Here is a 358-nt window from a genome sequence, read left to right on the forward strand (position 1 = left end):
AAGCGGGTGAGGCGTCCACCGTGACCATCACCTTCAGCGAAGCCGTCTCCGGCCTGACCCGCGACGCGCTGTCGTCGCCAAACGGTACGCTGTCCGAGCTGATCACCACCGACGGCGGCATCACCTGGACCGGCACTTACACGCCGAACGCTGACGTGACCGACGCGACTAACCAGCTGGTGCTGAACCAGACCTGGGTGCGCGACGCGGCGGGCAATATCGGTCAGGGCCTGGTGGAGTCTGATAACTTCGCGATCGACACGAAGCTCCCGACCGCCACCATCCAGCTGAGCGATACCGCGCTGCGTGCGGGTGAAACGTCCGTTGTCACAATCACCTTCAGCGAAGCCGTATCCGG

1 protein-coding gene is annotated in these 358 nt (G+C 64.2%); it reads left to right on the forward strand.

What is annotated here, in order from left to right; genetic code table 11:
• On the forward strand, positions 1–358 hold a 358-nt coding region (locus NV64_RS23555), incomplete at both ends, for an Ig-like domain-containing protein (protein ID WP_158239921.1).

The sequence above is a fragment of the Erwinia sp. B116 genome, from assembly GCF_002865965.1.
Lineage (GTDB): Bacteria > Pseudomonadota > Gammaproteobacteria > Enterobacterales > Enterobacteriaceae > Erwinia.